The 25,063-nt window shown below is 74.2% G+C and carries 21 protein-coding genes; 11 read left to right on the forward strand and 10 right to left on the reverse strand.

The features are described from left to right. Positions 1-8: 8 nt before the first annotated feature. Together D1J63_RS23850 and D1J63_RS36800 are read right to left on the reverse strand one after the other, a co-directional pair. Entirely contained in the window at positions 9-632 is a 624-nt protein-coding gene (locus D1J63_RS23850; protein ID WP_125631514.1) for a GNAT family protein, read from the reverse strand. Between the two features lie 77 nt (positions 633-709). Further along, entirely contained in the window at positions 710-901 is a 192-nt protein-coding gene (locus tag D1J63_RS36800; protein ID WP_061444657.1) for a MerR family transcriptional regulator, read from the reverse strand. A gap of 654 nt (positions 902-1,555) precedes the next feature. On the opposite strand from D1J63_RS36800, the gene D1J63_RS37305 reads away from it, so the two are divergent. Further along, positions 1,556-1,693: a hypothetical protein gene (locus D1J63_RS37305; protein ID WP_307811937.1), complete on the forward strand. Its 138-nt coding sequence runs from the start codon at positions 1,556-1,558 to the stop codon at positions 1,691-1,693. 14 nt (positions 1,694-1,707) lie between these two features. After that, the gene (gene mmsA, locus D1J63_RS23865) at positions 1,708-3,210 is read left to right on the forward strand and encodes a CoA-acylating methylmalonate-semialdehyde dehydrogenase (RefSeq protein ID WP_125631519.1); all 1,503 of its coding nucleotides are present in this window, start codon (positions 1,708-1,710) and stop codon (positions 3,208-3,210) included. 153 nt (positions 3,211-3,363) lie between these two features. On the opposite strand, the gene D1J63_RS23870 is transcribed toward mmsA, so the two are convergent. After that, complete coding sequence (locus tag D1J63_RS23870; protein ID WP_125631521.1) at positions 3,364-4,221, reverse strand: hypothetical protein; 858 nt, start codon at positions 4,219-4,221, stop codon at positions 3,364-3,366. Between the two features lie 343 nt (positions 4,222-4,564). On the opposite strand from D1J63_RS23870, the gene D1J63_RS23875 reads away from it, so the two are divergent. The 5 genes from D1J63_RS23875 (at position 4,565) to D1J63_RS23895 (ending at position 13,839) form a co-directional block, all read left to right on the forward strand. After that, the gene (locus D1J63_RS23875) at positions 4,565-5,986 is read left to right on the forward strand and encodes an APC family permease (RefSeq protein ID WP_125631523.1); all 1,422 of its coding nucleotides are present in this window, start codon (positions 4,565-4,567) and stop codon (positions 5,984-5,986) included. Positions 5,987-6,494: 508 nt separating this feature from the next. Then, positions 6,495-9,146, forward strand: coding sequence for a CocE/NonD family hydrolase (locus tag D1J63_RS23880; RefSeq protein ID WP_164712947.1), 2,652 nt, complete (start codon positions 6,495-6,497; stop codon positions 9,144-9,146). Continuing rightward, complete coding sequence (locus D1J63_RS23885) at positions 9,143-10,042, forward strand: ABC transporter permease (RefSeq protein ID WP_125631525.1); 900 nt, start codon at positions 9,143-9,145, stop codon at positions 10,040-10,042. The genes D1J63_RS23880 and D1J63_RS23885 overlap by 4 nt, the downstream gene beginning before the upstream one ends. A gap of 147 nt (positions 10,043-10,189) precedes the next feature. Further along, positions 10,190-11,782, forward strand: coding sequence for a VWA domain-containing protein (locus D1J63_RS23890; protein WP_125631527.1), 1,593 nt, complete (start codon positions 10,190-10,192; stop codon positions 11,780-11,782). A 128-nt stretch (positions 11,783-11,910) separates the two neighbouring features. Beyond that, the gene (locus tag D1J63_RS23895; RefSeq protein WP_125631529.1) at positions 11,911-13,839 is read left to right on the forward strand and encodes an AMP-dependent synthetase/ligase; all 1,929 of its coding nucleotides are present in this window, start codon (positions 11,911-11,913) and stop codon (positions 13,837-13,839) included. Positions 13,840-13,913: 74 nt separating this feature from the next. On the opposite strand, the gene rdlB is transcribed toward D1J63_RS23895, so the two are convergent. Beyond that, complete coding sequence (rdlB, locus tag D1J63_RS23900; protein ID WP_102929833.1) at positions 13,914-14,315, reverse strand: rodlin RdlB; 402 nt, start codon at positions 14,313-14,315, stop codon at positions 13,914-13,916. Between the two features lie 263 nt (positions 14,316-14,578). On the opposite strand from rdlB, the gene rdlA reads away from it, so the two are divergent. From rdlA to chpA, 3 genes are all read left to right on the forward strand, one after another. Continuing rightward, on the forward strand, positions 14,579-14,974 hold the full coding sequence (gene rdlA, locus D1J63_RS23905; RefSeq protein WP_125631531.1) for a rodlin RdlA: 396 nt from the start codon (positions 14,579-14,581) through the stop codon (positions 14,972-14,974). A 287-nt stretch (positions 14,975-15,261) separates the two neighbouring features. Beyond that, positions 15,262-15,489 carry a chaplin ChpD gene (gene chpD, locus D1J63_RS23910; protein WP_102929832.1) on the forward strand — a complete coding sequence of 76 codons (228 nt, stop codon included), beginning with the start codon at positions 15,262-15,264 and terminating at the stop codon, positions 15,487-15,489. 167 nt (positions 15,490-15,656) lie between these two features. After that, positions 15,657-16,442, forward strand: coding sequence for an LAXTG-anchored chaplin ChpA (gene chpA, locus D1J63_RS23915; RefSeq protein ID WP_276323110.1), 786 nt, complete (start codon positions 15,657-15,659; stop codon positions 16,440-16,442). A gap of 329 nt (positions 16,443-16,771) precedes the next feature. Here chpA and D1J63_RS23920 read toward each other — a convergent pair whose 3' ends face one another. Beyond that, positions 16,772-18,103: an ATP-grasp domain-containing protein gene (locus D1J63_RS23920; RefSeq protein WP_125631533.1), complete on the reverse strand. Its 1,332-nt coding sequence runs from the start codon at positions 18,101-18,103 to the stop codon at positions 16,772-16,774. A gap of 169 nt (positions 18,104-18,272) precedes the next feature. On the opposite strand from D1J63_RS23920, the gene D1J63_RS23925 reads away from it, so the two are divergent. After that, entirely contained in the window at positions 18,273-19,532 is a 1,260-nt protein-coding gene (locus D1J63_RS23925; protein WP_125631535.1) for a glycosyl hydrolase, read from the forward strand. Between the two features lie 37 nt (positions 19,533-19,569). Here the strand turns inward: D1J63_RS23925 and D1J63_RS23930 are convergent, their stop codons facing one another. Genes D1J63_RS23930 through D1J63_RS23950 form a run of 5 tightly spaced genes read right to left on the reverse strand, consistent with a single transcriptional unit; the run spans position 19,570 to position 24,954 of the window. Continuing rightward, positions 19,570-20,721, reverse strand: coding sequence for a GNAT family N-acetyltransferase (locus D1J63_RS23930; protein WP_125631537.1), 1,152 nt, complete (start codon positions 20,719-20,721; stop codon positions 19,570-19,572). Beyond that, positions 20,718-21,437 carry a lipopolysaccharide biosynthesis protein gene (locus tag D1J63_RS23935; RefSeq protein WP_125631539.1) on the reverse strand — a complete coding sequence of 240 codons (720 nt, stop codon included), beginning with the start codon at positions 21,435-21,437 and terminating at the stop codon, positions 20,718-20,720. The genes D1J63_RS23930 and D1J63_RS23935 overlap by 4 nt, the downstream gene beginning before the upstream one ends. Continuing rightward, a complete protein-coding gene (locus D1J63_RS23940) occupies positions 21,434-22,600 on the reverse strand; it encodes a glycosyltransferase (RefSeq protein ID WP_125631541.1) in 1,167 nt (388 codons plus the stop codon). Before D1J63_RS23940 ends, D1J63_RS23935 begins: the two co-directional genes overlap by 4 nt. A gap of 10 nt (positions 22,601-22,610) precedes the next feature. Continuing rightward, complete coding sequence (locus D1J63_RS23945) at positions 22,611-23,300, reverse strand: polysaccharide deacetylase family protein (protein WP_125635748.1); 690 nt, start codon at positions 23,298-23,300, stop codon at positions 22,611-22,613. Between the two features lie 49 nt (positions 23,301-23,349). Beyond that, positions 23,350-24,954, reverse strand: a complete 1,605-nt coding sequence (locus tag D1J63_RS23950) for a lipid II flippase MurJ (protein ID WP_164713223.1) — start codon at positions 24,952-24,954, stop codon at positions 23,350-23,352. Between the last annotated feature and the right edge of the window lie 109 nt (positions 24,955-25,063).

Genomic DNA, 25,063 nt, shown 5'->3' on the forward strand with positions numbered 1-25,063 from the left:
GCTGACGGTCATCGGGCCGTGACGGCCGACCCGGGGTGGCCGGGGCGGGGGTCGTCGTGCCGTCGCGGGACATCGGGGTGCCCGCGGTGCACGGCCCACTCGTGGTCGAGGACGGCCATCAGGACCTCGTCCACCCACACCCCGTCCCGCTGCTCCACCTCGCGCCGCACGCCCTCGCGCACGAAGCCGACCTTCTCGTAGACCCGCAGCGCCCGGTGGTTGTGGGCGTAGGCGTCCAGTTGGACGCGGTGCAGGCCGAGTTCCCCGAAGGCGTGGCCGACGATCAGCCGGGTCGCCTCGGTTCCGACGCCGCGACCGCGCCCCCGGGGGCCGATCAGGGTGCGGAAGGTGCAGCTGCGGTCCGCGGGCACCCAGTCGTGGAGCACGACCTCGCCGAGCAGTTCCCCGTCGGAGGGGTCGGTGACCGCGAGATCGAGGCGGTCGGGCTGGGCGCTGCGGGTGCCGTACCAGTCGCGCAGCACCCGAGGGGTGAGCTCGCGCGGCGGTGCGCCGGTGAAGTGCGCGACCTCGGGATCGTTGACGATCTCCCACATGCGCTCGGCGTCCGCCTCGGTGAACGGCCGCAGCACGGTCCGGTCACCGGTCAGTACGGGTTTGACGGAGAAGTCCATGGCCCGAACTGTGCCCCAAGCGGCCGCGGGGCACCGAACGGTTTTCCGGCAGTGCTTGTTGCGTAGGGACCGCGCCCCTACTTGTTCCGGTTGCGCGGGCGGGACGCCACCCAGGCCCGGACCGTGTCCGCGTACCAGTACGGCTTTCCTCCCTCCACGTGGTCGGGCGGGGGCAGCAGCCCGTGCTTGCGGTACGACCGCACCGTGTCCGGCTGGACGTGGATGTGGGCCGCGATGTCCTTGTAGGACCAGAGCCTTCGGTCGGTCACTCGCTGCACCTCCCTGCGCGCGCCGCGGCGGCGACCGGGGACGGCCGCCGGGGGGAGCCGGGCGCTGCGCCGGCGATCACCAAGCCTGTTCCGGGTGAACGACGTCGGGTGAGGGGCGGTCAGGGGCCGTACCGGGGTGTGACGCAAGACCCGCAGACGCGTGACATGTGTGACACGAAGGGTGCTTTTGTGACACGAGTGCCACACAGGCGTACGCCGTCGGTCGGGCGCGGCGCGTTGACCGCGGCGGTCGGAGGTGTTCCGTTTCGGCGTCCCCCGACGGTCTCTCGACGCACACTTGGGACACGTCGTCCGAATGTCCGGACAAAACATTGACAGGCCGCACGCGCGGGGCTAGAAACCGGGGTGACGCAAGGGCGCGGGCAAGGAGGGAACGCGATGGCGCACGACCCGACGGCACACGGCCGGGGCGCCGGTTCCCCCACCGAACGCCTCCGGCGCGGGAAGGCGGCCTCGCCCTGGCAGGAGCGAGGCACGAGCGCCAACTCCCCGCTCGCACCGGCTCCGCGCCGGAGGTTCCCGCGTCGCGTCCCGGCGGGGGGCGGCCACACTGCCCCACGTGTCTACGCGGACGGCCAAACCGCAGACACAGTGTCGGGCGCGCCCACGGCGCCCGGCTGCTGGGATGGAGTCATGGCCGAGACCGCGCCCCGACCGTCGCGGGTCCCGGCCAGCGAACAGCAGCACGAGCACCACGTACGGCACGAGCCGTACGAGCGGCACGCGCTGTACCCACGGCACGTCTCGACCCGTCGCCGCCGCCATCTGTGAAGGAGTTCTCGGTCATGACGAACATCGTCAACCACTGGATCGGCGGCAAGACCGCCGAAGGCGCCTCGGGCACGTACGGGCCGGTGACCAACCCGGCGACCGGCGAGGTCACCACCAAGGTCGCCTTCGCCTCCGTCGACGAGGTGGACGCCGCGGTCGCCGCCGCCAAGGAGGCATACCTGACCTGGGGTCAGTCCTCCCTCGCCCAGCGGACCTCGATCCTCTTCCGGTTCCGCGCCCTGCTGGACGCGCACCGCGACGAGATCGCCGAGCTGATCACCGCCGAGCACGGCAAGGTGCACTCCGACGCGCTCGGCGAGGTCGCGCGCGGCCTGGAGATCGTCGACCTGGCCTGCGGCATCAACGTCCAGCTCAAGGGCGAGCTGTCGACGCAGGTCGCCACCCGCGTCGACGTGTCCTCGATCCGGCAGCCGCTCGGTGTCGTCGCGGGCATCACGCCGTTCAATTTCCCGGCGATGGTGCCGCTGTGGATGTTCCCGATCGCCATCGCCTGCGGCAACACCTTCGTGCTCAAGCCGAGCGAGAAGGACCCGTCGGCCGCCGTGAAGGTCGCCGAACTGCTCTCCGAGGCCGGTCTGCCGGACGGCGTCTTCAACGTCGTGCACGGCGACAAGGTGGCCGTCGACCGCCTCCTGGAGCACCCGGACGTCCAGGCGGTCTCCTTCGTCGGCTCGACGCCGATCGCCCGCTACATCCACACCACCGCCTCCGCGAACGGCAAGCGCGTACAGGCACTCGGCGGCGCCAAGAACCACATGCTGGTGCTGCCCGACGCCGACCTCGACGCGGCCGCCGACGCCGCGGTCAGCGCGGCCTACGGCTCGGCCGGCGAGCGCTGCATGGCCATCTCCGCGGTCGTCGCGGTCGGCGCCGTCGGCGACACGCTGGTCGAGAAGATCCGCGAGCGCGCCGAGAAGATCAAGATCGGCCCGGGCACCGACCCGTCCTCCGAGATGGGTCCGCTCATCACCAAGGCGCACCGCGACAAGGTCGCCTCCTACGTCGAGGGCGCCGCGGCCGAGGGCTGCGAGGTCGTCCTGGACGGCACCGGGTACACCGTCGAGGGGCACGAGGACGGCCACTGGATCGGCCTCTCCCTGCTGGACCGGGTGCCGACCACCGCCAAGGCGTACCAGGACGAGATCTTCGGCCCCGTCCTGTGCGTGCTGCGCGCGGAGACGTACGAGGAGGGCGTGGCCCTCATCAACGCCTCGCCGTTCGGCAACGGCACCGCGATCTTCACCCGGGACGGCGGCGCGGCCCGCCGCTTCCAGCTGGAGATCGAGGCCGGCATGGTCGGCGTGAACGTGCCGATCCCGGTCCCCGTCGGCTACCACTCCTTCGGCGGCTGGAAGGACTCGCTCTTCGGCGACCACCACATCTACGGCAACGACGGCACGCACTTCTACACCCGCGGCAAGGTCGTCACCACCCGCTGGCCGGACCCGGCCGACGCCCCCGCGGGCGTGGACCTGGGCTTCCCGCGCAACCACTGAGGCCGCGCTGCCACTGAGGCCGTGCTGCCGCTGAGGCCGCGCTGTCACTACGGCCGCGCAACGACCAAGGCCGGCGACGTCCAAGGCCGTGCAGGCGCCCCCGGCCCGCCGAGCGGCACGGCGGGCCGGGGGCGCCGGCGCGTCAGCGGCGGTTCACTGGCCGATCGCCGCGTCCCGCTGCTCCCTGACCTGCTCGGTGAGGTCGCCGGTCTCGGCGGCGGGCGGGGCCGTGATCTCCTTGGTGGCCCCGAACTTCACGAAGTCCATCTTCACGGTCATCCCGGCGCCGGTCTGCGACATCCGCACCGGCAGGTCCTTGCCGTCGACCCAGATGTCGCAGGTCATCTTCCCGCCGTTCGCCTGCAGGGCGGTGATGGCGGCCTTCTTCTCGGCCTCGGTGAGCTTGGACTTCTCGATGTGCTCCGCACCGACGCTGCCCCGGTAGTGCGTGGTCTCCTTGCCGAGGACGGTCTCCTCGCCGAGGTTCTCCACCTCCGAGGAAGCGGCCAGGTAACGCAGCCCCGCCGTCGGGTCGGCGTTGGCCGCCATGTTGTCGGCGCCCGCCTCGCCCGTCACGGCGGCGACGTCGACACGCATCCACTCCTTGCCCGCGAGGGGGCCGTTCGGCTGGGGATCGACGTCGTAGTAATAGGCGCCGTCGACCATGATGACCCGCGTCGTCGGGTCGTCCTGGAGGGCGCTCATCTGCGCGGCGGCGGTGTCCATCTCGACGTCCATGGCCGCGCCGTCGCCCCAGGAGTACGTGCCGTCCATGGAGACCGGCCCGCCGCCGGTGGCCTCCAGCGTGGTCGTCGTCCTGACCTCGGCGGAGCCCAGTTCCTCGGTCCGGTCGGTGGCCCGGGTGAGGGCCGCCATGATCGTGTCCGCCTTGTCCACGGCCTTGTCGGCCGTCTCGGCCGCCGTCTTCGCGCCCTCCGAGCCGCACGCCGTCGCCATGACCATCGCGGCCGCCGTGAACCCCACCCAGGCCGCGGTGTACTTCAGCTTCATGAGTCCCCACCCCGTTGCCGTGTTCCTGTGATTCATCTGTGCGAAGGACTCTACCGGCCCCCTCCGACAGCGTCCGGATACCGGACGACGGCACGTTTTTTTGCCCCGGGCCCTACGGTTCCCGCACGCCCCAAAGCCCCGTGGCGTCAAGGGGCATGTTGCTGTTTCCGGTTGGATGACGGTTTCGATCAACGGTTTCCGTAGGTAAACACCCATTGACGCAGCGGTTTTCGTCGGTATTCCATCTGGCGTCGGGAGCGAACCAGAACCACGTACGACCAGCCGCCGGAGGCGATAGCGCTCCCTCGCGAACCACGCCGCACGAGTCGATCGGAACCGCTCCATGACCGACACGCTCCGCCCCGTCGAGACCGCCGCCGCGCCCCCGGACGCCCCGGCACCCGAGGAGTCTGGGGCGCTGAAGCGTTCCATCGGGGTCGTCGGCGGCACCCTCCTGACGCTCTCGTGCGTGACCCCCGCCTCCACCCTGTTCGTGGTGGTCCCCGACCTCTTCGGCTCGCTCGGCACCGCGACCGCGCTCACCATCGCCATCGGCTCCCTGCTCTGCGTCGCCGTGGCGTTCTGCTACTCGGAGCTGGGCACCCTCGTCCCCAGCGCGGGCGGCGAGTACGCCATGGTGTCCACGATGGCCGGGCGCCTCGCGGGCTGGCTGGTCTTCGTGCTGTCCCTGCTGGTCGTCATGATCGTGCCGCCGGTGATCGCGATGGGCACGGCCGACTACCTCGAACCGGTCCTGCACCTCGACCCGTCCCTGGCCGGCGCCGCGGTCATGCTCCTGGCGACCCTGGCCGGCCTGCTCGACCTGCGCGCCAACGCCTGGATCACCGGCGTCTTCCTGGTCCTGGAGGTCATCGCCGCGGCCGTCGTCGCTGTGCTGGGCTTCGCCCACGCCGAGCGCGGACCCGGCAGCCTCCTGTCGATGGAGGTGGGCGGCGCCCACGGCGGCACGGACCCCGTGACGGCCATGCTGGTCGTCTCCGGGCTCGCCATCGCCCTCTTCATCACGCAGGGCTTCTCCACCGCCGTCTACCTCTCCGAGGAACTGGAGAACCCGCGCCGCAACGTCGCCCGCACCGTCCTGGCCACCCTCGCCATCTCCACCGTGATCATCCTGGTCCCGGTCGCCGCCATCACCCTCGGCGCGTCCGACCTGGCCGAGCTGACCGGCGGCGACATCGGCGCCATGGTCGCCGCCTGGTCCAACTCCGCCGTCGGCACCTTCGTCAGCCTCTGCGTGGCCCTCGCCATCATCAACGCCGGCATCGTCATGGTCATCCAGAACTCGCGCGTCCTGTTCGCCTCCGCCCGCGACAAGGCCTGGCCCGCCCCGGTCAACGGACTCTTCGCCAGGCTCGGCCGGTTCGGCTCCCCGTGGGTGGCCACCCTCGCCGTCGGCGTGCCCGGCGCCGCGCTGTGCTACGTCGACCTGGACACGCTGTACGGCGTCACCGGCGTCTCCGTCACCGCGATGTACCTGCTGGTCGCCGTCGCCGCCCTCGGGGCCCGGCGCGGCGCCCACCGGCACGCGCGCGCGTGGCGCATGCCCCTGTGGCCGGCGATGCCGGTGCTGCTGATCGCGGTCCTCGCCTACATCCTGACCCAGCAGGAGGTGAGCCACCTGCTGTGGACCGGCGGCATCGCGGCCGTCGCCACCCTCTACTGGGCCCTGTACCTGCGCCCGCGCCGCGACACGCGCTGGCTGGTGACGGTCCCGCAGGACGTCCGCGAGCCCGCCGGCCCCTGACCGGCCCACCGGAGGCTGACGACCGGTTCATCGGAGGCCGACGGCGGGCTCACCGGAGGCCGACGGCCGGTCGCCGGGCCATGAGGGTCGCAGGGCCACGAGGGCCGTAGGGCCACGAGGGTCGCCGGGCGGGGATGGATGCCGGGCCGGGACCGCTCGTCGGGCGGGGACGGCGCATCGGCGTGCCCCCAGCGGCCGCGACCACCCGCCGGCCGTGACTGCGCGCCGACCGTGACCACCCATCGAGCCGTGGCCACCCATCGGGCCGTGGCCACCCATCGGGCCGTGGCAGCCCACCGGGCCGTGACGGCAGGCCGGCCGCCCCGCAGCCCGGCCGCCCCGCAGCCCGGCTGCCGCCCCGACCCTGACCGGCCCGGACGGGCCTGCCGGCCCCGCCCGGACTACCGCGCCCGTGGTACGTGGGGCCGGCCGCGTACTTCCGTGGGAGGGCCGCCGGTTCACCCCCGGGAGGGCGGTCGTTGTCGGCGTCGGCCCGTACCGTTGACGCATGGATCTTCGACTGCCCCGCGTGCGAGGGCTGCTACGGGGGCCGCGGCGGATGCTCTCCGCCGCGGCCGCCGTCGTCGTGCTCGCCGGAGCCGGGACGTGGACGGCCGTCGCCGGTGACGATCCGGCCCCGGTCCGGCGCGCCGACCGGGTCGTGGCGGTGGGTGACGGCGTCCGCCTGGACACCTCGTACTTCACGGCCGGCTCCGGCGGCCCCCGCCCGGCCGTCCTGCTCGCGCACGGCTTCGGCGGCAGCAAGGACGACGTACGGGAGCAGGCCGAGGACCTGGCCAGGGACGGGTACGCGGTTCTCACCTGGTCGGCGCGCGGTTTCGGCAAGTCCACCGGGAAGATCGGGCTGAACGCGCCGGACGGCGAGGTCGCCGACGTCTCCCGCCTGATCGACTGGCTCGCCCGGCAGCCCCAGGTCCGGCTCGACAAGGACGGCGACCCCCGCGTGGGCATCGCGGGCGGTTCCTACGGCGGCGCGGTGGCCCTGCTCGCGGCCGGGCACGACACCCGGGTGGACGCCGTCGCCCCGGCGATCACGTACTGGAACCTCGCGGACGCGCTGTTCCCGAACGGCGTGTTCAAGAAGCTGTGGGCCGGCATCTTCGTCAACTCCGGCGGCGGCTGCGACCGGTTCGAGGCCGACCTGTGCCACATGTACCAGCGGGTCGCGGAGTCCGGCACGCCCGACGCCGAGGCCGTGAAGCTCCTCGAAGCGCGCAGCCCGCAGGCGGTGGGCGAGCGTATCGAGGTGCCCACCCTGCTCGTGCAGGGCCAGACCGACTCCCTGTTCCCGCTCGGCCAGGCCGACGCCGCGGCGAAGGCGATCCGGGCGAACGGCGCCCCCGTGGACGTCGACTGGATCGCGGGCGGCCACGACGGCGGCGACATGGAGACCGACCGCGTCCAGGCGCGCATCGACGACTGGTTCGACCGCTACCTCAAGGACGACAAGGGCGCCGACACCGGCCCCGCCTTCCGCGTCACCCGCACCGGAGGCATCGACTCCACCGACGGACAGGCCCAGTTGCGCGGCGCGAGCGCCGACCACTACCCGGGCCTGACGAACGGACAGCGGTCGGTGCCCCTGCACGGCCGGGAGCAGAGCGTCGACAACCCGGCCGGCGCCAACCCGCCCGCCGTCTCCGCCCTGCCCGGCATCGGCGGCGCCGGCGGGCTCTCCCAGCTCTCCTCGCTCGGCGTCGGCGTTTCCCTGGACTTCCCCGGCCAGTACGCCGCGTTCGAGTCCGCCCCGGTCGACGACGACCTGCGGATCACCGGCTCCCCGACGGCCACCGTCCACGTCCGCTCCACCACCGACGAGGCCGTGCTCTTCGCCAAGGTGTACGACGTCGGCCCCGGCGGCACGGCACCCGTGCTCCCCTCCCAACTGGTCACCCCCGTCCGCGTAGAGGACGCCAAGGCGGGCAGGGACGTCACGGTCACCCTCCCGGCGATCGACCACGAGGTGGAGAAGGGCCACCGCCTCCGCCTGGTCCTCGCCTCCACCGACCTCGGCTACGCCTCCCCGGCCGCGCCGGCGACGTACACCGTCTCCCTCGACGGCGACCTGAAGGTGCCGACCGCCCCCGGCGTCACGACCGCCGCCGCCCCGCTGCCCGCCTGGGTGTGGTGGCTGCCCCCGGCCGGTGCCGCCGTCGCCCTGGTCCTGCTGTGGACCGGCCGCCGCCGCACCACCGCCCCCGCACCCGACCCGGCGCTCGCCGACGTACCCCTGCAGATCACCGGCCTGAGCAAGCGCTACGCCGGGTCCGCCGAGCGGTACGCGGTGCGGGAGCTGTCCTTCCGCGTGGAGAAGGGGCAGGTGCTCGGCCTGCTCGGACCCAACGGCGCGGGCAAGACCACCACCCTGCGGATGCTGATGGGCCTGATCAAACCGGACGACGGCGAGATCAGGGTCTTCGGCCACGCCATCAGGCCCGGCGCCCCGGTGCTGTCCCGGGTCGGCGCCTTCGTCGAGGGCGCCGGTTTCCTGCCGCACCTGTCCGGCCGGGAGAACCTGGAGCTGTACTGGCGGGCGACCGGCCGCCCGCCCGAGGACGCCCACCTGGACGAGGCGCTGGAGATCGCCGGGCTCGGCGACGCGCTCGCCCGCGCGGTGCGCACCTACTCCCAGGGCATGCGCCAGCGGCTCGCCATCGCCCAGGCCATGCTCGGCCTGCCCGACCTCCTCATCCTCGACGAGCCGACCAACGGCCTCGACCCGCCCCAGATCCGCGAGATGCGCGAGGTGATGACCCGTTACGCCGCCGCCGGGCGCACCGTGATCGTCTCCAGCCATCTGCTGGCCGAGGTCGAGCAGTCCTGCACCCACCTCGTGGTCATGGACCGGGGCCGGCTGGTCCAGGCCGGCCCGGTCGCCGAGATCGTCGGCTCCGGCGACACCCTCCTGGTCGGCACCGGCCTGCCCGTGGACGAACCGCTCGTGGACAAGGTCGCCGCGCTGCCCGGCGTCGCCTCGGTCGTGCACACCGACGACGGGCTCCTGGTCCGCCTCGACCCCGGCGGCACCGCGCCCGGCCTGGTCGCCGAACTGGTCCGGTTGGAGATCCCGGTGGCGTCGGTCGGCCCGCACCGCCGCCTGGAGGACGCCTTCCTCACCCTGATCGGAGGTTCCGCATGAGCACGCCCACCAAGCCGGCGACGACCGGGCCCGCGCCCGGACCGGCGTCGGCGTCCGACTCGGCGCACGGCTACCGGGCGGGCCGCACCCTGCCCCTGCGGGTGGAGCTGGTGCGCCAGCTCAAGCGGCGCCGGACCCTGGTCATGGGCGCGATCCTCGCCGTCCTGCCGTTCGTCCTCGTCGTCGCCTTCGCGATCGGCGGCGAGCCGGAGGGCCCCGGCGACCGCATCACTCTGATGGACACCGCCACCGCCTCCGGCGCCAACTTCGCCGCCGTCAACCTGTTCGTCTCGGCGGGCTTCCTGCTGGTCGTGCCGGTCGCCCTCTTCTGCGGGGACACCGTGGCGTCCGAGGCGAGCTGGTCCTCCCTGCGCTATCTGCTCGCCGCGCCGGTGCCGCGCGCCCGGCTGCTCGCCTCCAAGCTGGCCGTCGGGCTCGGGCTGAGCCTGGCCGCGATGGTGCTGCTCCCCGTGGTGGCGCTGGCCGTGGGCACGGTCGCCTACGGCTGGGGGCCGCTGGCCGTCCCCACGGGCGGCTCGCTCGCGCCGGGCACGGCCGCGCAGCGCCTGGTGGTGGTCGTGGCGTACGTCTTCGTGTCCCAACTGGTCACCGCAGGGCTCGCCTTCTGGCTGTCGACCCGCACCGACGCACCGCTCGGCGCGGTCGGCGGCGCCGTCGGCCTCACCATCGTCGGCAACGTCCTGGACGCCGTGACGGCGCTCGGCCACTGGCGCGACTTCCTGCCCGCGCACTGGCAGTTCGCCTGGGCGGACGCCGTCCAGCCGAACCCGGAGTGGTCGGGCATGATCCAGGGCGCGGCGGTCTCCGTGACCTACGCGCTGGTGCTGTTCGCCCTGGCCTTCCGGAGTTTCGCCCGCAAGGACATCGTGTCCTAGGTCAACGGAGGATCACCCACCGGTCTCGGCACGGCGCCCGCGTGCCCGCTTCGAGACACAGCCGTAACACCCCGTGCCGCACGTTTCGCCCCGCCGCCCCGTCACAGTCACGTACACCGGCGCCGAACAAGCACAGGGGGACGGACGATGAACCGGTACGGGACGCACGGGAAGCGGGGGCGGCGCGGCACGACCGCACTGCTCGCGCTCACCCTGGCGGGCGGAGTGCTGCTCACCGGCTGCGGGGGAGGGGACGACTCCGCCAGTGGGGCGAAGGACACCACGGTCGACTCGCGGCGTCGCGGCTCGGCCCCGATGCCCGCCCCCGACCGCCCGCGCGGCGAGGGCGAACAGCGTTACGACGGCGACACGGCCAACGGAGAGGCCGGCAAGAACGGGGACTCCCGGGAGATCGCGCCCGACCCCGACCACCTCTCCACCTTCGCCCTCGACGTCGACACCGCCTCCTACGGCTACGCCCGCCGCACCCTGTCCGAGGGCCGGCTGCCCGACCCGGCGACGGTCCGTCCCGAGGAGTTCGTCAACAGCTTCCGCCAGGACTACGAGCGGCCCGACGGCGACGGCTTCTCGGTGACCGTGGACGGCGCCCGCACCGACGACGAGGACTGGTCACTGGTCCGCGTCGGCCTGGCCACCCGCTCCGCCGAACGGCAGGGCGAACGCCCGCCGGCCGCGCTGACCTTCGTCATCGACATCTCCGGCTCCATGGGCGAACCCGGCCGCCTCGACCTCGCCCGGGAGGCCCTGGGCACCATGACCGACCGGCTGCGCGACGACGACTCCGTCGCGCTCGTCACCTTCAGCGCCGAGGCCGAGACCGTCCTGCCCATGACCCGGCTCGGCGACCACCGAGGCCGCGTCCACGACGCCATCGACAGCCTGGAGCCGACCGATTCCACCAACCTCGGCGCGGGCGTCGAGACCGGCTACGAGACCGCCGTCGAGGGCCGCCGCGAGGGCGTCACCAACCGCGTCGTCCTCGTCTCCGACGCCCTCGCCAACACCGGCGACACCGACGCGGACACCATCCTCGAACGCATCGCCACCGAGCGCCGCGAGCACGGCATCACCCTCTTCGGCGTCGGCGTCGGCAGCGACTACGGCGACGCCCTGATGGAACGCCTCGCCGACAAGGGCGACGGCCACACCGCGTACGTCTCGACACCGGAGGACGCCCGCGAGGTGTTCTGCGAGCAGCTCCCGAGCCACATCGAGCTGACGGCCCGCGACGCCAAGGCCCAGGTCGCCTTCGACCCGGAGACCGTCGCCGAGTTCCGCCTCGTCGGCTACGACAACCGCCAGGTCGCCGACGAGGACTTCCGCGACGACCGCGTCGACGGCGGCGAGGTCGGTCCCGGCCACACGGTCACCGCCCTCTACGCCGTCCGCACCAGGCCGGGCGCCGACGGCCACCTCGCCACGGCCACCGTCCGCTGGCTCGACCCCGACAGCCGGGACCCGCACGAGGAGTCCGGCGTCGTGGAGACCGACGCCCTCGACGGCTCGGTCTGGGAGGCCGGGCGCGGGCTGCGGGTGACGGCGACCGCCGCCTACTTCGCCGACGCGCTCCGCTCCTCGGAGGGCGACCGCAGCTCCCTGCCGGGCGCGCCGGGCCTGTCCGAACTGTCCGAGCGGGCCGACGGCCTGGCGGACCGCACGGAGGACGAGGACGTGCGCGAGCTGGCCGAGGCCATCGAGGAGGCGGACCGGCTGACCTGACCCCAGGGGTGCGTCCGCCCATTGACGTTTCCTTACGCGTGAGTAAGTTTACTCCGAAGTAAGTTCGTGAGTGAGTTCGCAGGAGTTCACGCGACAGCGCAGCAGTCCGACCGCGACCGGGAGCCGTCATGGGCGTACGCAGGGACCTGAAACGGGCGAAGGGGCGCGGTGGTCCGGCGTCCCGTGCGAGGACCGAGACCGTCAGGGACGCGGGCGGCACCGTCCGCGAGGCCCGCACCGCCCCCCTCGCGCCCCCTCCCACCGAGGGCAGCACCGCCGACATCCCGTTCACCAACGCCGCCGAGGCCCCCGGCGCGGTGGTCCTGCGCCGCCAGGTGGAGGGGGTCTGGCGGCCCGTCACCGCCGCGGAGTTCGCCCGCGAGGTCACCGCCGTGGCCAAGGGCCTGATCGCCGCCGGCCTCGAACCCGGCGGCCGGGTCGCCGTCATGTCCCGCACCCGCTACGAGTGGACGGTCCTGGACTTCGCGATCTGGGCGGCCGGCGGCCAGACCGTTCCCGTCTACGCCACCTCCTCCGCCGACCAGGTCGAGTGGATCGTCCGCGACTCCGGCGCCCGGCACGTCGTCACCGAGACCGCCGCCCACACCGCCACCGTCCGGGCCGGCACGGACGACCACCCCGAGCACCCGAGCGTCTGGGAACTCGACGCCGGCGCCCTCGCCGACCTCACGGCCCTCGGAGTGGGCGTGAGCGACGAGGAGGTCACCAAGCGCCGCACCGCCCTCACCCCGGACGCGGTCGCCACCGTCTGCTACACCTCCGGCACCACCGGCCGCCCCAAGGGCTGCGTCCTCACCCACGCCAACCTGCACGCCGAGGCCGCCAACACGGTCGAGCTGCTGCACCCGATCTTCAAGGAGGTCACCGGCCAGACCGCCTCGACCCTCCTCTTCCTGCCGCTCGCCCACATCCTGGGCCGCACCATCCAGATCGCCTGCCTGTTGGCCCGCATCGAGATCGGCCACTTCCCCAGCATCAAGCCCGACGAACTGCGCCCCGCGCTCAAGTCGTTCCGCCCGACCTTCCTGGTCGGCGTCCCGTACCTGTTCGAGAAGATCCACGACACCGGCCGGGCGACCGCGGAGAAGATCGGCCGCGGCGCCTCCTTCGAACGCGCCCACCGCCTCGCCGTCCGCTTCGGCGGAGCGCACCTGGAACGCTTCCTGGGCCGCGGCAAGGGCCCCACCCTCGGCCTGTGGGCCGGCTGGGCCCTGTACGACCTGCTGGTCTACCGCCGGGTGCGGGCGGAGTTGGGCGGCCGGATGCGGTACGCCATCAGCGGCGGCTCCCCGCTGGAAAGAGACCTCAACCTGTTCTTCTACGCCGCCGGGATCATGGTCTACGAGGGCTACGGCCTGACCGAGACCACGGCCGCCGCCACCATCGTCCCGCCGCTCGGCCCCCGCCCCGGCACGGTCGGCCCGCCGGTCCCCGGCACCGCCGTGCGCATCGCGGACGACGGCGAGGTGCTGGTCAAGGGCGGCATCGTCTTCGGCGCCTACCGGGGCAACCCCGAGGCCACCGACGCGGCCCTCACCGACGGCTGGTTCGCCACCGGCGACCTCGGCTCCCTCGACGCCGACGGCTATCTCACCATCACCGGCCGCAAGAAGGACCTGCTGGTCACCTCCGGCGGCAAGAACGTCTCCCCGGCCGTCCTGGAGGACCGCCTGCGCAGCCGCCCGCCCGTCGCCCAGTGCCTGGTCGTCGGCGACAACCGCCCCTTCGTCGCCGCGCTGATCACCCTCGACCCGGAGGCCGTCGCCCACTGGCTGGCGGTGCGGAAGCTGCCCGCCGACACCCCGCTGTCCGAGCTGGTGCGGGACGAGAGGATGCGCGCCGACGTCCAGAAGGCCGTCGACCACGCCAACGCGGCCGTCTCCCGGGCCGAGTCGATCCGCGCCTTCCGGCTGGTCGAGGGCGAGTTCACCGAGGAGAACGGGCTGCTCACCCCGTCCCTGAAGGTGAAGCGGCACGCGGCGGTCGCGGCGTACGCCGACGACATCGAGGCGCTGTACGCGACACCGGGACGCTGACCCGCACCCGGCGCCGCGAACATGCGAAAGGGCGGGCCGCCGAAGTGCTCGGCGGCCCGCCCCGGGGCCCGCTGTCAGCGACCGCCGCCCTCGCCGTTGGAGGAGAGGATCGAGACGTCCTCCAGGAGGTGGGCCAGCGCGCCGTCGCGCTTGGCCTGCGTGGAGTTCTCCGCGCACTGCTGGTTCATGTCGTCGCCCAGGACGTTGAGGTCCTGGATCGGCACGAGACCGATGACGCTGACCGGGATGTCGCTGACCGCGATGCAGGGCTTGTTGAAGGAGCCCTGGATGAGCGCCATCTGCGGGCTCATGTTGCCCGTGGTCATCGAGTTGCCGAAGTACTGCGAAGCGCCGTTCCCGTTGGCGGCGACGGGCCCGCTGTCGTCGCCGATCGCCATCGCCTGCGGGGCCGCGGCAGCGGAGGCGCCCATGACGGAGGCGGCGATCGCCGCGTAGGCAACTACCTTCTTGATCACTGGCCAGTCCTTTCTGAGGAAACCCCGTCCACCGGAGCGCTCTGGTCAACTCCGTGAGTCCGTCCGGGTTTCTCTCGTTCACTCCGACGGCGGACAGCGGGAAGTGTGTACGGCGTTGCGTTCCGCCCCGGTGATTCCGGCGATTCTTGGGTTCTTTTTGAGATCCCGTGCGGGCCAACCGGGTGAACGCCCGCAACCAATCATGGCGCACCGGGTTGATGAGGCCGTAGGACAGTGCGTCGCTACGACGAAAGGAACGCGAAGTGCTCAAGAAGGCAATGGTCGCCGCGGCGGCTGCCGCTTCTGTGATCGGCATGTCGGCTGCCGCCGCTCCCCAGGCCCTGGCCATCGGGGACGACAACGGGCCGGCCGTGCTGAACGGCAACGGCGCCGAGTCGGCGTTCGGCAACTCGGCGACCAAGGGCGACATGAGCCCCCAGCTGTCGCTGGTCGAGGGCACGCTGAACAAGCCGTGCCTCGGTGTCGAGGACGTCAACGTCGCCGTCATCAACCTCGTGCCGATCCAGGACATCAACGTCCTGGCGGACGACCTGAACCAGCAGTGCGCGGACAACTCCACGCAGGCCAAGCGGGACGGCGCCCTGTCGCACGTCCTGGAGGACCTGTCGGTCCTGTCGGCGAACGGCGAGGGCCGCTGAGCCCAGCCCGGCCCGGTACGGGCGGCCCGCTGACTTCCGCGTGGGCCGCCCGTCCGTGAACGGGACGGGATTTCGCCGGAGAGTGGATCGACGTCGTCGCTCTCTTGGGGGAACGGCCGGACCGAGTCGTGGGGCATCCGAGTGAATTACGGGGTGTCCCACGTTCGGATGTTTCTTCGTCCGTCAATTCCTCGTTTGCAGGCTGCAGGTCATGGTGCGAGCCGTCAATGCTGTGCTCGCGCGGTTTCGGCCGTCATTCAGGCATGACCGCAGAGAAGGGAAAGTTCATGAAGAAGAGCGCTGCTGTCGTCGCGGGCGCGATCATGGCCCTCGGCATGGCCGCCCCGGCCTTCGCCGACGGACACGCCGAGGGGGCCGCTGTCGGCTCCCCGGGCGTCCTGTCCGGCAACGTCGTCCAGATCCCGGTGAACGTCGACGCCAACGTGTGCGGCAACACCATCAACGTCGTTGGTCTGCTGAACCCCGCGTTCGGCAATGTGTGCGTGAACGACTGACGCAGTTCCGCACCGACCGGCTGCGTCACGGCCGGCCTAGGCCAACTCGTTTGGTTCGGGCCGGCCTTCCGCCTTTCCGCGGCCCGTCACTCCGGATCGCTCCGCATCGTTCTCCGACGATCTCTCATCTCTCATCTCTCATCTCTCCAAGCAGGAAGACAACCAGAGTGCGACAGACCCTGAGCAGGGGGATGGTCGCGGCTGCCGCCGCGACGGGCATCCTTTCCCTGTGCGGCAGCCCCGCCCTTGCCGACTCGCATGCGGACGGAGCCGCCACGAACTCGCCGGGCGCCGTGTCCGGCAACGCCCTCCAGGCGCCCATCGACGTGCCGGTGAACGCCTGCGGCAACACGATCGACGTGATCGCCGCGCTGAACCCCGCCTTCGGCAACGAGTGCGAGAACGCCTCGGAGGAGCAGACCGACGGCCACGGCGACGACGGCGGGTACGGCGAGGACGCGTCGTCCTCGTCCTCGACCGGGTCCTCCGGCGGCGGGTCCCACGCGGACAGCGTGACCGAGGGCTCGCCGGGCGTGGGCTCCGGCAACAGCACGCAGATCCCGGTCGACGTGCCGGTCAACCTCTGCGGCAACACCGTCGACGTGATCGCCGCGCTGAACCCGGTCTTCGGCAACGAGTGCGAGAACGCCTCGGAGGAGGAGCCCCCCGGCTACGGCGAGGAGGAGCCGCCGCCCCCGACCACGCCTCCCGGCTACGGCGAGGAGGAGCCCCCGCCGCCTCCCGAGGAGGAGCACCCCCCGCCCCCCGAGGAGGAGCAGCCCCCGCCCCCCGGCGAGGAGGAGCACACCCCGCCGGCTCCCCAGACGGAGCAGCCGCCCGTCCTGGCCGAGACCGGCAGTGAGGGCACGCTGGGTGCCGCGGCCGCCGGTGCCGTGCTGATCGCGGGCGGAGCGATCCTGTACCGCCGGGGCCGGGCGGCCGCCGGCCGCTGACCCCGCCCCGCGCGCCCCGACGCCCCCGGCGGCCCCCACACGGGCCGCCGGGGGCGTCGTCGTGCGCGCTCGTCCGCGCGGTGGCGGCGGGGCCGGCCGTCGGTCGTGCCGCTGCCCACCCGACGCCCTGGCGCGGGCCGGCACGGGCCTTCGGGGGCGTTGTCGTGCGGGCTTCGGGTGGGGTGGCGGTCCGTTGTCCGTTCGGGCGGTCGGCGCGGACGTTGTGGCGGGCCGTTTGCCGGTCGTGCCGCTGTCCACCCGACGCCCTCGGCCGGCCTGGCACGGGCCGTCGGGGGGCGCCGGGGTTCCGTCCCCGGTGTCCGGGCGGGTCAGTGGCTGCCCGCCCGGTCCGGGTCGGGGCGGTCCGCGTGGCCCTCCTCCGGGCGGCCGGAGGCGCCGGTACGGTCGGCGGCCGGGGCGGAGGCCTGGCGCACGACGCGGGCCCGGGCCGGGGCCGTGGCGTCCGGGCGGGCGCCGGCCCGGTGCACCCGGTCCCGCAGCCGGGCGCTCACGTGCCGGCCCCACAGCGCCCACAGGGCCCGGCCCGGCGCCCGGTCGTCCCGGGCGTACCAGGCCAGCTCGCGGCCCCCGCGCCCCGCGCCGGCCGGACGCAGCGCGCTCAGCGGCGCGTAGTTCTCCACCACGAACGCCCGCCCCGGCCGCGGCGCCCCCTGAGGCAGCGGTCGGTGGGTCAGGTCCAGGTGCAGGGCCCGTACGACGTCCAGCCCCGCGGTGTCGGCGAAGAGCCGGAACTGGGCGCCGGGGCGCGGGTTGAAGTCGAGCAGGTGATAGCGGCCGGTCGTGCCGCAGCGCCGGAAGTCGAGGTCGAGGACGCCCCGGTAGCCCAGCTCGGCGACGACCCGTTCGGAGAGCGCCCGCACCTCCGGGTTCGGCGTCCAGCGGCCCACCGCCGTCAGACCCGCGCCGCGCGGCCTGGCCCGCGTCTTGCGGCCGGGGCCGCCCGCCCGGACCACTCCCGTGCGGTCGGCGTACCCGTGGAAGAACCAGTCCCGGTCGGGCCCCGGCGGCAGGAACGCCTGCAGCAGCAGCCGGCTCCCGGCTTCCTCGGCCCGCCCGTACAGCTCCCCGGCCTCCCGCGCCGAGCGCACCAGCACCGTGCTGCGCAGCCCGCCGCCCGGGGGCACCAGCCAGGGCCGGCTCCACTTCGCCACCACCGGCAGACCCAGCCGCCACGCCGCCCGCGCCGCCTCCGCCGCGCCGTCCGGGACGACGGTCTCGGGGTGCGGGACGTCCAGGGACGCGCACGCACCGGCGAGTTCCGCCTTGTCGGCCACGCGCTCCGCGAGCCCGTCCGGCTGGTCCGGCAGCAGGAACGAGTGCGCCAGCTCCGCCCGCGCCCGGCCCACGGCCACGGCACACGCGTCGTCCATCGCGATCAGTACGGCGGGGCGCGCGATCCGCGCGGCGACGCGGCGCAGGGTCGCCGCGATCTCGGCGGGCGACGCGCCGGGCGGCGGCGGGGTGTGCAGCTCGCTCAGGTAACGGGAGGCGCGGACCGGGCTCCCGGCGCAGTCGGCGACCACGTGCACGTCCACCCCCGCGCGGCCGAGCGAGCGCACGGCACCCAGCGTTCCGTGGTGAAAGGGATTCCGGTCGGTCCGCAGCACTACGGCGGGGACCCGGGTGTCGAACAGCGACACGGGAGACATCCTTCGGATTCGGGCTTGTGCGAGCGAGTGCCGCGGAGGCGGTTCACCGGTGCGGGCGATCGCCGCACTCGAACGCCGTAACGGCGGTGGCGTGATGGCATTTCATATGACTGAGTGTCAGTAACGGAGGCGTGATTCGCGGCGATCCAAGGAGGCCGGCATGGCCGTACGGCAGTCACGGGCCCGGTCCGGGCGGCGGCGGCCCGCGCACGCCGCGGCGGCGGTCGCGGCGGCGGTGTTCCTGGCCGCGGTCCCCGGTGTCGCCGCCGGCGAACCACCCGCGTCCGGACCCAGTGCCGAACCGAGTACCGAACCCAGTCCCGGCCCCAGTGCCAAACCCGGTGCCAAACCCGGTGCCGAGTCCGCCCCGGCCTTCGGCGCGTACCTGGACTACGGCCCGCGCGGCGTGGCCCGGATGGCCGCGCTGAGCCACTGGCTGGGCGGCGCCGAACTGCGCGTCGGCCACACCTACTTGCCCGGCGACCGCTGGAACAACATCGAGGGCGCCCCCGGCTTCCTCGACGTGTGGGCCGACTGGCGCACCCGCAAGGCCGACAGGATGCTCGTCCTCAACGTGCCCATGATGGAACGCAACGAGGAGCACGTCGACGACGACGAGGTGCGCGAACTGCTGCGCCAGGGCGCCGCCGGACGCTTCGACCACCACTTCCGCGCCCTCGCCGAACGCCTCGTCGCCCTCAAGGTGCCGGACACCGTCCTGGTGCTCGGCTGGGAGATGAACGGCACCACCTACACCCACCGCTGCGGACCGGACCCCGAGGCCTGGAAGACGTACTGGAACCGGATCGTCACCACCATGCGCGCGGTGCCCGGTCAGAAGTTCCGGTTCGACTTCGCGCCGAGCCGCGGCCGGGACGCCGTGCCCTGGACGCGGTGCTATCCCGGCGACGCCACCGTCGACATCATCGGCATGGACTCCTACGACCAGCCGCGCGGCATGACGTTCGACGAGCAGGTGAAGGAGCCCTACGGCCTCCAGGCGCACGTCGACTTCGCGAAGGCGCACGGCAAGCCCGTCTCCTACCCGGAGTGGGGGCTGTTCCGCAACGGCGACAACGCCGCGTACATGCGGGGCATGCTCGCCTGGATGGACGAGCACAAGCCCGTCTACAACACGGTCACTGACTACTGCCCGCACGGCGTCTGGCAGTGCGACGACAATCCCCGGTCCACCGCCGTCTACCGGTCCGTGCTCTTCGGCCGCACCGATGAGCCCGAGCCGACGGTCCCGAAGCCCGAGGAACCGGGCACGCCGACCGCGCCGCCGCTGCCCCCGGTGCCGTCCACCGCGCCCGAGCCCCCCGCCGACTGCTCGCCGTTGGAGCTGGGCGACTGGGTCGAGTACTGGCTCGGCGGGAAACTGTGCATGCGGCTGGACTGGTACTCGCGCAACGAGTAGCGGAGCGCGGCGGAGGCGGTCGCGCGCGGGGGGCCGGTCAGGTGGTTCCGTCACCGTCGGACCCCCTCCGCTCCGCGCTCCACCGCAGCAGCTCCTTGCCCCGCCGCCGGGCCGCCGCGTCGCACAGGGCCGCCGCCAGCAGCGGGGCCGTGCGGCGGCGGGCCAGCAGCAGCCGCTGGTTCGGCACCGGCGCCGGGCGCCAGCGGTGCTTGTACGGCTCGTCGCCCCGCAGCAGGCTCAGCGTGGAGCGTCCCGGCGCGCGGGCGTACCCGGCGCACGCGTCCAGCAGCATCACCGCCACGTCCGCCTTCGCCTCCCGCAGCCGGGGATGGGCGCCGTACAGATAGCCGCCGGCCAGCCGGCGCGACAGCAGCGTCACGTCCACGGCCACCACCTCGTCGGCCATCCGGAACTCGGTGACCACCGCGTCCCCGGACCGCACCATCGGCCCCACCGCCCGCACCAGGTGCTCGCGGAAGCGGGGCCGCAGGTGCTCGCCGGTGACCTTCCGCCCACGCCACTGCAGCCGGTGCAGTTCGAGCAGGCGCCGCACGGCCGCCTCCGCCTCGTCGGGCAGCACGGGCCGGCTCTTGACGCCGAGCGCGTCCAGCCGGCGCAGCTGGGCACGGACCCGCTGCCTGGCCTTGGCCGAGGGCAGCCGGGCGGCCAGCTCGTCCAACGGGAGGGCGGGCAGTTCCAGGCAGAGCGAATCGGCCAGCCGGCGCCGGGGCCCGCGCCAGCACGCGTACAGCCGCTCGGCGGCGGCGCCCGGCCGTACCTCGCGCAGGTCGACCAGAGCGGTGCGGGACGCCGCCGCGAGGCCCGCGGTGAGGGCGGCCACGGCGTCCGGACCGCGTTCGTCGTCCAGCAGGACGTCACCGTAGTCCGAGATCGCCCCGCCCAGCGGCACCAGCGCCGGCACCGGACGCCGTACGAGCATCAGCGGCGCGGCGGCGACCGGTTCGCCGCCCTCGCGGGCCAGCACCACCCGCAGCCGGCCGGGCGAGCCGTACGAACGCCACCAGGAGTGCAGCCAGGCGTGGCTCTGGAACGGTGTGGCGGCGGCGCAGCGGCCGTACAGCCGCTCCCACTCGGGGGCCAGCTCGGCGAAGGCGGCCTGGTCGGTGACCAGTTCGATCGTGTGGCCGGGCGGGAGTGCGCGCGACCGCGACGGCCCGGGCCGCGTCACAGCTGTCCGCGTCCGTCGGCCGCCGACGCCGGTCCGGGTACGGCCGCCGCCGTGCGGCCGGGCTCCCGGCCGGTGCGGCGCGGCCGGACCAGCAGGGCCAGGCCGCCCAGCAGCCCGCCCGCGCTCGCGCCCACCAGACCGGTCACGGCGGCGGACGGCGAGGACGGTTCGGTGGGCTCGGTGGCCCGGGCGAACTGCCGCAGCTCCACCCGGGTGTCGTCGGCGGCGGCGTCCGCGTGCCGGGTCAGGGCGCGGGCGACCGCGTTGGCCATGTCGGCGGCCTCCTCCGGGTCGGCGGAGGTGGCCGTCACCGAGACCATCGGCGCGTCCGGCGAGGTCGCGGTGCGGACACTCCTCTCCAGGGTCGCCACCGGCACGTGGGCCCACATCTGCGCGTCCCCGAGCACCGCGAGCTGGGTGGCGACCCGGCCGTAGGCCTGCGCGAAGCCCAGCGCGGACGCGGGGTCGGACTCGTCGGCGGCCACGGCGACGACGTAACTCGTCGCCGTGTACTGCGGGGTGGCGAGCAGGCCGTACCCGGCGCCGATCAGACCGCCGGCCAGGACACCGGCCGCGAGCGGGGACCAGGGCGGCAGGGAGCGCAGGCCGAGCAGCGAGCGGCGCAGCGCGGCCCGGACCCGGGCCCGGCGGGCGGGCGGGGCGGGCTCGGGGTCCGTCGCGGGTTCGGGCGGGGACTGGGTGAGGGGCTCGGTCATGCGGAACCAACTCCCTGGAATGCCGGGGACGGGGGCAGCGGATGCGTGAGGGTGGACGCGTACACGTCCATCAGCCGGGCGGCGCTGCGGGTGACGCAGTAGTGGCGGGCCGCCTCGGGCGCGCCGCGCGTGCCGGGGACCGGGCCGCCGGACGCGCGGGTCTCGGCGAGGGCGCGCGCGAACTCCGCGGCGTCGCCGTCGACCCGCCGCGCCGTGGGCGCGGATCCGGGCGGCAGGTCCTCGATCGCCGGGCAGGAGGCGTACAGCACCGGCAGGCCGGACGCGAGCCCCTCCACGGCGGCCAGGCCGAAGGCCTCCTCCGGCGACGGCGACGCGAGGACGTCCATCGCGGCGGCGAGCGCGGGCAGGTCGGGGCCGGGGGAGCCGTCGGGGTGGTAGGGGCGCTCGCCGGTGAGCAGGACGCGGTCGGCGACGCCGGCCTCGCGGGCGGTGCGGCGCAGCAGGTGCTCCTCGGGGCCGCCGCCGACCAGCAGCAGCCAGCAGTCCGGCGGCAGCAGGGCCAGGGCGCGGACCAGCACCTCGAACCGCTTGGCCGCCGTCAGCCGTCCGATGCCGCCGACGACGTACGCGCCCTCGGGCAGGCCGAGACGGCGCCGGGTGCGCAGCCGCCGGACCGGGTCGAAACGGAAGCGGTCCAGGTCGATGCCGTTGGGGACGACCTCGATGCGGGGCGCGGGCACACCCCAGCGGCGCAGCCGGTCGGCGACGGTGGGGGAGACGGCGACTGTGGCACTGCCGAGGCGCTCCCCGGCCAGGTACAGGGCGCGGACGCCCGGGGTGAGCGGGCGGCCCTCCATCTGGGAGTCGCCGAGGGAGTGCTCGGTGGCGACGACCGCGCGCACCCCGGCGAGGCGGGCGGCGAGGCGGCCGTAGAGGCAGGCGCGGTAGAGGTGGGTGTGCACGAGGTCGTAGCCGCCGGTGCGGATGAGGCGGGCCAGGCGCGGCAGCGCGGCCAGGTCGCGGTTGCCGGTCATGCCCAGGTGGACGACGTTGACGCCGTCGGCCAGCAGGCCGTCGGCGACCGGTCCCGGGTTGGTGAGCGTCACGACGTCGCAGTCGACGGGCAGGTGCCGCAGCAGCAGACGCAGTTGCTGCTCGGCGCCGCCGACGCCGAGGCCGGTGATGATGTGCAGGGCCTTCACGTCCGTCACCTCACACCCCCGCCGCGGCCCGGCGGCGCAGGCGGTGCAGGCGCGTTTTGAGGAGCAGCCGTACGGGGGTGTCGCGCTGGTCCACGTGCACGCGGGGCAGTGCGTACGGGCCGGTCAGCGGGCCCGGGTCGATGGCGCAGGCGTAGCCGTACCCGGCGGCGCGCACGGCGTCGGCGGCGCGGGCGTCGACGGTGCCGTACGGGTAGCAGAAGCCGGTGACGGGGGCGCCCGTCAACTCCGCGAGCCGGGCCCGGCTCCCGGCGGTCTCGGCGGTCAGCGTGGCGTCGTCCGCCGTGGTGAGGTCGACGTGGGTGAGGCCGTGCGAGCCGATCTCGATGCCCTCGGCGGCGGCGCGGCGGATGCCGTCGGCGGTCAGCAGCGGCTTGCGCGGGCCCAGCGGATCCCAGGCGTTGTCGCCGCCGAGCCGCCCGGGCAGCACGAAGAGGGTCGCCCCGCAGCCCCAGCGGCGCAGGCACGGCAGCGCGTGCTCGACGAAGTCGGCGTACCCGTCGTCGAAGGTCAGCCCCACCAGGTCCCGGCCGCCGCCCCGGGCACGGGCGGCCAGCAGCTCGGCGACCGGCACACCGCGCAGCCCGCGCCGCCGCAGCCAGCCCAGCTGCGCGTCCAGCCGGCCGGGCGTGACGGTGATGCGGTACGGGTCGTCCGAGCAGTCGCCGACCGAGTGGTACATCGCGACCCAGGGGGCGGGCGCGGGAGCGGTGCCGGTACCCGGGCGGGGGTCAGCGGTCGGCGCGGAAGGGGAACCGGAAGCGGGAACGGCCATGCGGGTGCCTTTGTGTGACGGGGCGGGGGGAAGGGGAACGGACGGGGCGGACCGAGCGCAGGACGGTGCCGGGGCCCCGGACGCGCAGGGCCGGGCAGAGGACTGCGAAGACGCCCCCGACGGTCGCGGCGCCGACGGTCAGCGAGACGGCGGCACCGGCACCGGTGACCCGGTCGGCGGCCAGGGCGCCCGCGCCGGTCGCCACGGCCGCCGCGAGCAGCGGGCAGCCCAGGTCGCCCAGGACCCGCCGGACGCGCACCGGCACGCTGCGCGGGCCCATCCCGGCGAGCAGCAGGGCGGCGGTGACGGTGATGCCGGCGGCGTTGGCGGCGGCGATGCCGCGCACGCCCCACGGGCCGACGGCCGAGGCGCCGACGACGGCGGTGGCGAGGACACCGACGGCCATCGCGCCGAACGGATACCAGGAGGCGCGGCCCGCCGAGAAGTAGGAGCGGGCCAGCGCGCCCACCACCGTCTGGCCGAGCAGCCCGAGCGCGTACACGCGCATGACACCGGCGGTCGCCGCGGTGTCGGCGGCCGTGAACGCGCCGCGCTGGAAGAGCAGGTGGACGATCTGCGGCGCGCACGCGACGACGGTGGCCGCGCCGAGCAGCACCAGGCAGGCCGCCAGCGCCACGTCCCGCTCGACCCGGTCGCGGGCCCGTACGGTGTCGCCGTCGGCCAGCGCGCGGGCCACCACCGGGAAGGTGACCGTGCACAGCATCAGCGACAGCGTCATCGGGATCTGGGCCACCTTCTGCGCGTAGTTCAGGTGCGAGATGGCCCCGGAGGGGAGCCCGGAGGCCAGGAAGCGCTCGATGAGGACCTGGGACTGGCGGCACAGGGCGAACAGCAGCACGGTGGTGAACAGGGCGAGGGCGAGCGGCCGGGTCGCCTCGTCCGCCACCACCGAGGGCGGCTCGCCTTCGTGACGCCTCAACCGCCGCAGCAGCGACGGCAGTTGCGCCGCCACCATCAGGACCCCGCCCACCGCGACCCCGGCCGCCGCCGAGCGCACCCCCCAGCGCCCGCCGAGCACGAACATCACCGTGATGATGCCGGTGTTGTAGGCGACGTAGATCGCCGCCGGGGCCAGGAACCGCCGGTGCGCCCGCAGCGCGGCGCTGCAGTACCCGGCGAGCCCGAAGCTGACGACGCAGGTGGCGGTGAGCCGGGTGCAGTCCACGGCGAGGGCGTGGTCGGCCAGCCCCGGCGCCAGGGCCCGCACCAGCGCCGGCGCGGCGACGGCGACCAGCGCGCCGGCCGCCGTGAACGCGAGGGCCAGCCGGGGCAGGGTCGAGGCGACCAGCGCACGCACCGGGTCGCCGGTCACGCCCCGCGCGCGGCGGGCCAGGGCCAGGCTGAACATCGGGACCAGTGCGAAGGCCAGCCCGTCCTCGATCAGCAGCGTCGCCGCGAACTCCGGCACCGTCCACGCCACCAGGAAGGCGTCCGTCTCGCCCCCGGCCCCGAACAGCCGGGCCAGCGCCTGGTCCCGGGCCAGCCCGAGCACCGACCCGGCCACCGAGAGCACGGCGGTGACCAGCGCGGCCCGAGCCAGGAAACGCCCCGAGGACCGGCCGTCGGCGGGGGGCGCGGTCTCCGGGAGCGGCGGGGCAGTCCGGGCGTCGGCGGCGGGCGCGGCTTCGGGGAGCGGCGGGGCGGTTCGG

Origin of the sequence: Streptomyces sp. KPB2 (assembly GCF_003950055.1) — a bacterium.
In the GTDB taxonomy this organism is placed as follows: Bacteria; Actinomycetota; Actinomycetes; order Streptomycetales; family Streptomycetaceae; genus Streptomyces; species Streptomyces salinarius.

What these genes read in the sequence shown, in the direction of transcription:
- D1J63_RS23850 (WP_125631514.1), bottom strand. Translation starts at nt 632, where the DNA reads ATGGACTTCTCCGTCAAACCCGTACTGACCGGTGACCGGACCGTGCTG.
- D1J63_RS37305 (WP_307811937.1), top strand. Translation starts at nt 1,556, where the DNA reads ATGGCCGAGACCGCGCCCCGACCGTCGCGGGTCCCGGCCAGCGAACAG.
- mmsA (WP_125631519.1), top strand. Translation starts at nt 1,708, where the DNA reads ATGACGAACATCGTCAACCACTGGATCGGCGGCAAGACCGCCGAAGGC.
- D1J63_RS23870 (WP_125631521.1), bottom strand. Translation starts at nt 4,221, where the DNA reads ATGAAGCTGAAGTACACCGCGGCCTGGGTGGGGTTCACGGCGGCCGCG.
- D1J63_RS23875 (WP_125631523.1), top strand. Translation starts at nt 4,565, where the DNA reads ATGACCGACACGCTCCGCCCCGTCGAGACCGCCGCCGCGCCCCCGGAC.
- D1J63_RS23880 (WP_164712947.1), top strand. Translation starts at nt 6,495, where the DNA reads ATGGATCTTCGACTGCCCCGCGTGCGAGGGCTGCTACGGGGGCCGCGG.
- D1J63_RS23885 (WP_125631525.1), top strand. Translation starts at nt 9,143, where the DNA reads ATGAGCACGCCCACCAAGCCGGCGACGACCGGGCCCGCGCCCGGACCG.
- D1J63_RS23890 (WP_125631527.1), top strand. Translation starts at nt 10,190, where the DNA reads ATGAACCGGTACGGGACGCACGGGAAGCGGGGGCGGCGCGGCACGACC.
- D1J63_RS23895 (WP_125631529.1), top strand. Translation starts at nt 11,911, where the DNA reads ATGGGCGTACGCAGGGACCTGAAACGGGCGAAGGGGCGCGGTGGTCCG.
- chpD (WP_102929832.1), top strand. Translation starts at nt 15,262, where the DNA reads ATGAAGAAGAGCGCTGCTGTCGTCGCGGGCGCGATCATGGCCCTCGGC.
- D1J63_RS23925 (WP_125631535.1), top strand. Translation starts at nt 18,273, where the DNA reads ATGGCCGTACGGCAGTCACGGGCCCGGTCCGGGCGGCGGCGGCCCGCG.
- D1J63_RS23935 (WP_125631539.1), bottom strand. Translation starts at nt 21,437, where the DNA reads ATGACCGAGCCCCTCACCCAGTCCCCGCCCGAACCCGCGACGGACCCC.
- D1J63_RS23945 (WP_125635748.1), bottom strand. Translation starts at nt 23,300, where the DNA reads ATGTACCACTCGGTCGGCGACTGCTCGGACGACCCGTACCGCATCACC.